The organism is Streptomyces sp. NPDC015125, assembly GCF_043080045.1.
In the GTDB taxonomy this organism is placed as follows: domain Bacteria; phylum Actinomycetota; class Actinomycetes; order Streptomycetales; family Streptomycetaceae; genus Streptomyces.
On the sequence record NZ_JBIBVF010000006.1, the window covers coordinates 1 to 7,877 of the forward strand.

General features: G+C 69.3%; 7 protein-coding genes and 1 pseudogene. All 8 read right to left on the reverse strand.

What is annotated here, in order from left to right; all coding sequences use genetic code 11:
• Positions 1-644 (reverse strand): annotated as a pseudogene (locus ACF088_RS15900) (glycosyl transferase family 28); the annotation flags it as partial.
• Positions 645-652: 8 nt separating this feature from the next.
• Entirely contained in the window at positions 653-1,939 is a 1,287-nt protein-coding gene (locus tag ACF088_RS15905) for an activator-dependent family glycosyltransferase (RefSeq protein ID WP_392376363.1), read from the reverse strand.
• Between the two features lie 20 nt (positions 1,940-1,959).
• Positions 1,960-2,970 (reverse strand): NAD-dependent epimerase/dehydratase family protein, encoded by a 1,011-nt coding sequence (locus ACF088_RS15910; RefSeq protein WP_392376364.1) that lies wholly within the window; start codon positions 2,968-2,970, stop codon positions 1,960-1,962.
• Between the two features lie 9 nt (positions 2,971-2,979).
• Positions 2,980-3,504 carry a GNAT family N-acetyltransferase gene (locus tag ACF088_RS15915; RefSeq protein ID WP_392376365.1) on the reverse strand — a complete coding sequence of 175 codons (525 nt, stop codon included), beginning with the start codon at positions 3,502-3,504 and terminating at the stop codon, positions 2,980-2,982.
• A gap of 127 nt (positions 3,505-3,631) precedes the next feature.
• A complete protein-coding gene (locus ACF088_RS15920) occupies positions 3,632-4,681 on the reverse strand; it encodes an aldo/keto reductase (protein WP_392376366.1) in 1,050 nt (349 codons plus the stop codon).
• 116 nt (positions 4,682-4,797) lie between these two features.
• Positions 4,798-6,399: a PH domain-containing protein gene (locus tag ACF088_RS15925; RefSeq protein ID WP_392376367.1), complete on the reverse strand. Its 1,602-nt coding sequence runs from the start codon at positions 6,397-6,399 to the stop codon at positions 4,798-4,800.
• Positions 6,396-6,929 (reverse strand): PH domain-containing protein, encoded by a 534-nt coding sequence (locus tag ACF088_RS15930; RefSeq protein ID WP_392376368.1) that lies wholly within the window; start codon positions 6,927-6,929, stop codon positions 6,396-6,398. The genes ACF088_RS15925 and ACF088_RS15930 overlap by 4 nt, the downstream gene beginning before the upstream one ends.
• A 61-nt stretch (positions 6,930-6,990) precedes the next feature.
• Positions 6,991-7,593, reverse strand: a complete 603-nt coding sequence (locus ACF088_RS15935; protein ID WP_392376369.1) for an LmbU family transcriptional regulator — start codon at positions 7,591-7,593, stop codon at positions 6,991-6,993.
• Positions 7,594-7,877: the final 284 nt, after the last annotated feature.

Below are 7,877 nucleotides of genomic sequence, written 5' to 3' on the forward strand. Positions count from 1 at the left end.
CTGCCGGGGAACTGATCGATGGTGAAGTGACCGGTGACCATGTCCTCGGTGAACTCACCGCCGTACTTACGGGCATAGCCGCCCAGCCACTGCGCGAGAGGATCCGACCGCTGCCCCTCGGGCTGCTGCGCCTTGAGACACAGGAACTGCCGGCGGACACCGCCATGGATGTCGATGCCGAAGAGCAGGCGGGCGTGCGCGGCACCGACGGCCTTGGCCGCGATCGGAGCGGCAAGGGTCAGCGGATCCCAGACCACCAGGTCCGGCTTCCAGTGCAGCGCGAAGTCCACCAGCTCGGCGATCATCGGGAAGGCCGCCTGGCGGTGCCGGTCGGCGACCGCGTGCGCCATACCGGTGGCCAGATAGTCCCAGGTGTCCTTCTCCGGTTCGGTGAACGCGTCGTAGGGCTCCTCGATACCGGCCCGGCCCTGGTCGAACCCGTTCCGGGTCGCGCGTGCCTCCCACAGCTTGGCGTGGTCACGTCCGACGGGGACGGCGGTCAGCCCGGCCTGGGTGATGGTGGGGGCGAACGAGGGCTGGCTGGCGAAGCGGACCTCGTGCCCCGCGGTACGCAGCGCCCAGGCCAGCGGCACCATGTACTGGAAGATGCTCTTGTGCGGGTTGGCCGCGAACAGCACACGCATGGGTGGCCTCACTGGGGTCGGCGGTCGGAGGAGCGGAACTCGGCGGTGAGCTCGACGAGCCGGGGCACCAGCTCGTTGGGCGTCGGCAGGGCCAGAAACTGGTCGTTCAGGTCCGTGGCCGCCTGTCTGAAGGCCGGTTCGCGCAGGACCCGCAGCAGGCTCTCCCGTACCAGCGGGCCGGTGGCCCGGTCGGCGCGGACGGGCAGCACGGCGCCCTGCGCGGCCGCGCGCCGGGCCAGTTCCGGTTCGTCGAAGTCCCACGGCACGGCGACCTGGGGAATGGGGTTGAGGGTCGTGGTCAGGAAGGTGCCGGGGCCCGCGTGGTTGATCACCGCGCTGCAGGTGGGCAGGAGGGCGTGCAGCGGTACATACGACACGACCCGGACGTTGTCGGGAATCCGCGGCAGCTTGCGCTGCTCGTCCTCGGCGATGGTGGCGACGACCTCGATGTCGAGATCGGCCAGGGAATCGAGGATGTCCCCTACATCGGCGATGTAGCCCGCGAAGCGATTGGTGGCCGCGATGCCCAAGGTCAGGGCGACCCGGGGCTTCTCCGGCTGCTTCCACAGCCACGCGGGGACGACCGCGGGGCCGCCGTAGGGCACATACCGCATGGGCACATACCGCACATCCGCCGTCATCCGCATCGAGGGCGGGAACTGGTCGATGCTGAAGTGGCCGGTGGCCAGATCCTCGGTGTACTCACCGCCGTACTTGCGGGCATAGCCGCCCAGCCAGTCGGCGAGCGGATCGCTCTGCTCTTCGGGCGGCTGCTGTGCTTTGAGGTGCAGGAAGCGGCTGCGGGTCAGCCCGAGGACGTCGATGCTCCACAGCAGGCGGGCGTGGGCGGCGCCGGTGGCCTTGGCCGCGATCGCGCCGGCGTAGGTGAGCGGTTCCCAGATGACCAGGTCCGGCTGCCAGTGCCGGGCGAACTCCACCAGGTCGGCGGTCATCGGAAAGTTGTCGGTCTTGTGCCAGTGGCGGACGACGTGTGCGTAACCCGCCTCCATCGTCTGCCAGTCGATGTCCTGCGATGCCTGTTCGGCGGCGCTGTACGGGGCGGGCAGGCCCTTGCGCTCCGCCTCCATCCGCTCCGGATTCAGCTGCGGCAGACGCCAGATGGGGCGGTCGGTGCCCACGGGGACGGCGGTGAGCCCGGCCTGGGTGATGACCTCGGCGAACTTCGGCGGGGCCGCGACGCGGACTTCGTGCCCCGCCGTGCGCAATGCCCACGCCAGCGGCACCAGCTGCTGGAAGAGACTCTTGTCCGGGGTGGTGGTGAACAGTATTCGCATCGTGTCCCTATGAGTTGCATTCAGGCGGTGACGGCGCGGTGCTGCCGGGCGACGGCGGCGGCGATCCGTTCCAGCCCCTCGTGGAGCGGCACGCGGGGCGCCCAGCCGGTGACGTTCCGGAACTCCGGCGACCGCAGTACGAAGTCGAGTTGGTCCGTGGGCATGGCGTGCTGGGCAGGCGTGCTGTCCACCACGGGAACGGGCAGCCGGCCCGTCTGCCGGGATACCGTCCGGGCGATGGCCGCGAACAGCTCCGCGACACTGGTCTGTTCACCCGTACCGATCTCCCACGCCCGCCCGGCGACCGCGTCCAGCGCGTCGAGGGCCGCGGTGAAGGCCCGGGCCGCGTCGTCGATGCCGAGCAGGTCGCGCTTGGCCGTGCCGCCGTGCCACATCGTGAGCGGCTCCCCCTCGACGGCTCGCCGCGTCATGGTCGCCACCACGCCCCGGTCGAGGTCGACCGGATCCGTGCCCAGGCTGTAGAGGGTGGGCAGACGCAGGGTGCTGCCGCGGACCAGTCCCTCGGCGGTGGCGTCGGCGATCGCCTGTTCCGCGGCCAGTTTGTGCCGGTCGTAAGCGGTCAGCAGCTCGTGGGGCTGGGTACCGCTCGCGGCCAGGGCGGCCGGCACCCTGGCGGACTGGGAGAGTGAACCGGCGAAGAGCAGGGCCGGCCGCCGGGCCGGGCGCTGGATGCGGATCGCGTCGATGACATCGTGCACCAGGCCGAGGTTGACGCGCTCCGCCAGGGTGTCGCCGTCGGAGACCCGCCAGGTGCCCGAGCCGGAGATGTGCGCGACGAGGTGGATCACCACATCGGATCCCGCGATCGCCTCGGCGACCGAGCCGGGCTCGATGAGGTCCGCCCGGCGCTCCTCGATCGACGCGGCGGGCCGCGGCGGGACCGCCACCGGACGTCGGCCGACGAGCCGGAGACGGACCGGCCGGCTCGCGAGCTCCCTGCTGATGGCCGTGCCCAGCAGGCCCGAGGCACCGAGGACGGTGATGAGTTGTCCGGTTCCCTGACCTGGCACTGGTTCTCCTCAAATCCCGTGGTGGTTCGTGGCGGGCGGGCATGTCGCCCGCGGCAGGTTCGGGTCCGCGCGCCAGCTCAGCTGCGGCCCGAGTACGTCACCGAGGGCGTCGTCGACATGCCGTTCCCACTCGCTGCGTTCGGTCTGGAACGTGTGCAGGTCCCAGTGCCGCCCGCGGAAGTAGAGATAGTCGCGGAGCACTCGCGTGGCCGCGCTTTTCTCGGAATTCAGTCCGACACTGCCGAATGTGGCCTCGGTGGTCTGGGCAATCACCTTATCGACATCGAACATTGCGAAGGCATAGTTGATCGTCAGATAGATCGCCTCGGATCCCACACCGAGCCGGGCGCGATGGGGGTCCAGATACACACCGGCGCTGACATGTCCGGCGGGGTCGAGACCATGCAACGTACTGAATCCCAGCAGGTCTCCGCTGCTGCGCCGGGTGACGAGAAAAGCGGCATCGCACTTGGCCAGGTCACGGTTCTTCGACCGGGCGGTGGGGCTGACGTTTTCTATTCCGGTCCGCAGCATTGTACGGATGAGCTCAGAGTGATGCCGGGTGGATGCCGGGCGGAATGCAAGGCGGCGGGACGTGATGTGCGGAAAGAGCACGGTAGTCGTCCAATCGGTCTGTGGGGTGAGCCTTACGGGGCAACGTTCAGGCGCCGCCCGCCGTCTCTTCCGCCACGTCGGCGCTCTCGCGCACGCCCGTCGCTTCCCGTATGTCCGTACGACTCGGGTATTCCGCCCGGACGCTGTCCCAGCACATCTCCCCCACCGTCGCCGGCAGGCCGTCCAGCCGGTGCAGGTCGGCGTCCGTGAGCCGCAATTCCGCCGCGGCCACGTTCTCCTCCAGCCAGCGCAGATGCCGGGTACCGGGGATCGGGACGACACCCGGGCCCTGCGCAAGCACCCAGGCGATGGCCACCTGGGACGCCGTGGCGCCGTCGTGGCGGGCGGCGACCTCGCGCAGACCGTCGAGGATGACCACATTGGAGCGCATGGCCTCCGCCCGGAACCGCGGGTCGCGGACCCGGGAGTCGCCCGTGTGCAGCCGCTCGTGGGAAACCTTGCCCGTGAGGAAGCCTCGTCCGATGGGGGCGAAGGCGAGGAACCCGACACCGTTGCGCCGGCACCACGGTAGGATGTCCCGTTTGCTCTGCGGCGCCCAGACCGACAGCTCGTACTGCACCGTCGTGATCGGGAAGATGGCGTGTATCTGGTCGAGTTCCTCGCAGGTGGCGTGGGAGATGCCGAGGGCACGGACCTTCCCCTCGGTCACCAGTTCACCGAGGGCGCCCCAGGTCTCCGCGAGCGGGACGGCGGGGTCCACGCGGTGCAGCTGGTACAGGTCGATGGTGTCGGTCCGCAGCCGCCGCAGCGACGCCTCGCAGGCCCGGCGCAGATGCTCCGGCCGGCCGTCACGGACGAATCTGCCGTCCGGCTGTGCGATCAACCCGCATTTGGTCGCGATGTTCGCCTCGTGTCCGCGGTGTTCGAGCGCGCGGCCGAGCAGTTCCTCATTGGTGAAGGGCCCGTACACATCAGCCGTGTCGAAGAGATTGACACCGAGCTCCAGGGACCGGTGTATGACCCGGGTGGATTCTTCGTCGTCCCGCTGACCGGATCCGTAGCCATAGGACATCGAACTGCAGCCTAGGCCGAGCGCACTCACAGAAAAACCGTCAGCCAGTTTGGTCTCCCACATCTATATGTACTCCAAAATGTCCGGCGCCGACGATTCATGGGCTGCCGGAAAAGGCCGCAACGGCCTTTCCCGCGGCGCACATCGGAATTTGCCCGGGGGCAGAGCGCCGCTTGAGATCATTCCCCATCGAGTCGACGGTCCGGGAGCCGTTGCGGCGCACTAATTTCTGCTTTCTCGTCGCGCGAGGACTGCAGAAACTCGGCGATCAGCTCGGGGACGGATTCGCCGGCGAACGTCATGAACTGCTCCACCCCCATATCGGGGGCCTGATAGAAGCGCAGCCCCGCCGCGGTCGGCACGCCCACGCTCACCAGGCCCAGCCATCGCTGCACCAGCGACTGGCGGACCTTCAGGCCCAGTACGGCCTCCCGCTGGAGGGCGGCGGTCTGCCGCCGCGACAGGCCGTGCCGCATGACGAGGTACTGGCCGACGTAGGTGTGTCCCAGCGCGCGAAAGGCGACCGCGGCCAGCACGGCGGTTGCCGGAAACGCCCACAGGGGGATCACCCAGATCCATTCGGGGACCGCCTGGGTCGCTCCCAGCCAGGCCAGCAGTCCCGTGGTCGCGGCACAGAACGCGGCCGCCCACAGCAGCCGCCGGTACAGCGCCGCGGACGGGTGGCGGCGCAACGGTGCCTCCAGAGGCCGGACGTCGCCGGGAAGAACCAGGGCCGCCACCCGCCGGGCCTCGCCGACGGGCCCGCGCGGCAGGATGGAGCTGGCGGGCTCGCTGGAGAGCGACCAGTTGGCGAGCCCGGTGGAGATGACGGTCGTCTCGGTGAGCCGGATCCAACGCCAGAACAACGGCTCGCTGAGGTGGACGCCCCGCAGCCGCCGGTCGTCGCGGTGCACCTCCCGGGTCGACAGCAGGCCCTGTCTGGTGACCAGTTCGGTGCCGTCCTCCTTGGCCCTCCGGACGAGCCGGAAGTTCCAGTTTCCCTTGATGAAACCGCTCGTCAGTGTGCCGGTCCCGAGAACGGCGGCCACCCCGGCCCACAGCAGGTAGTTGCCCGGGCCCTCAGGGGCCAGCCGGCCGATCACTCGGTCCAGCGTGCCGATGAGGTCGACGTTGACCAGATCCAGCAGCGAATCCAGGCTCCACAGCATCAGACCACCGACGAGCACCCCCCAGATGTTGATGACGTTGTAGAAGATCCAGAACCAGCGCACCTGCGAGATCAGGGTCTCCTGGGCCGCGGCGCCCTGCGGTTCGGCATCGGCGGCCGCCTTGCCGCGCATCAGCTCGCCGCGCAGCGCCTCGGCCATCTCCTTGGAGACTGCGTCGAGTTTGAGCGCGGGCCGGGTCCTGCCCGAGCTGATGAGGACGACGCGCAGTCCCGCGACCCGGTGCCGCAGCTTCGCCTTGTGGTCGACCGCGCGGATGCGCTCCCGGGGAATCTGGCGGTAGACGCGCATGATGCGGCCCGTTTTGATCTCGACCAGGTCCTCGGTGACCCGGTATCGGGTACGCAGCCACCGCACGACGTCGGAGACGCTGATGAACACGCCGAACCCGGTCGCGACCATCGCCGGCCACAGCTCCGGCATACGCCGTCCGGCGCCGAAGAGGAGCATCGACAGGCCGGTCGGCAGGAGGGACAGCAGGAGCCGCACCAGATTGACCCAGATCAGCCGCCCGTTCAGGCGCTCCCAGGGCACATCGGGCTCGGACTGCTCCTCCCCGCAGGCGTCGCCCTCCACGGCGTCCAGGGCCGTCATGTCGCGTCTCCCGGCGTGGCCTGGGTGATCGCGGTGAGCTCCGCGGCAGTGCGCGCCACGACAGCGGCATCAAGACCGACGATCTTGATGTGGCCTTCCATCGAGGCGGTGACCACCCGGAGTGTGGCCAGACCGAGCCACTGCTGCACGGGCCCGCGGGCCACATCGACGCTCTGAATACGGGAAATCGGGACGATCCGCCACTCCCGCACCAGCCAGCCCTTGAGTTCGTAGACCGCGTGGTCGGTGCTCTCCCAGCGGTGGACGTGATAGCGCCATCGCGGCATGACTGCCCCGGTCACCAGATGGCCGATGGCCATGACGACGAAGACCGGCCCGACCCAGGGCCGGGACTCCCGCCACAGCCCGTACGTCATTCCCAGTGCGCCGAGGACGACGACCATGGACAGGACGACGCGAATCGTCCACCACCAAATGGCCCGTCGTTCGACACGGTTGCGGGGCGGGCGTATATGGGGCCGGTCGGTGCCAGTCGCCAACGCCAAATGCGGCACCTCTTCTCCAGTCATGCCGCTATGTTGCACCGCTCCTCTCCGGTGCCACGAGGATCCGGCCAGGAATACGGACCGCTCAGCCGCTGGCTGTGGGCACAGATGTCGCCGCGTCGTCGAGAACCGCCGTTATCCAGGTCAGCAGATCGTCGCCCGTGCGGAGGGCAGCGGCCTGCCAGCGCTCCCTCTGGCCGTCGTCGGGCTTCATCTTCAGCTGCGTGGCACGCGCGCTGCCGGCGATTTCCTTCCGCGCCCGCATCTGACGTCGCAGTTCGTTCCGTGACCAGCCGTTCTTCTGCGCCCGCGCCAGCCACGGGCCGCGCTCCTCCGGGGCCAGCCCGGCGACCTCGGCATGGTGCTGGAAGCTCAAGTCGCCGTATCGCTCGTGGGGTTCGAAACGTCGGGCGACCCATGCGTAGTTCCGCAGTGTCTGGTAGTCGAGCGACGTCTCCGTGATGGCGCGCTTATAGCGGTTAGGAAATTCGGACTGACCGTAGAGGAGCCAGTCTCCGAGCCACCAGGAAGAGGAGCTGGAAATCGCCTGGATCTGCTGACCCAGACTGCGCCAGGCCTCAATGGACAGCCCATGCGGGATACGGAGGCTATTTCTTCTCCGCATTGCCTGGCCAGGTACGGCCGACGGATCGGATTGCGGGCGACCATCGACTGAGACCGAGCTCACCGAATGATTCCGGGCACCGTCAACCACTGCCCCCACCGCCTTTCGTTGTGTTACGTCCCGTACAGCACCGGAGACTTCCACACCATTCTTGATGGGGCCTAGACACCGTCTAAACGGCCCAACGGCGGCGGTATGCGGCTACTCGACCGCCCGGCCGGGGGGGGGCGGCCCCCCCCGGGGGGGGGGGGCCCCCCCCCCCCCCCCGGCGGGGGGGCCCCGGGGCCCCCCCCCCCCCCCACCCCCCCCGCCCCCCCCCCCCGCCCCCCCCCCCACCACGGGGCGGG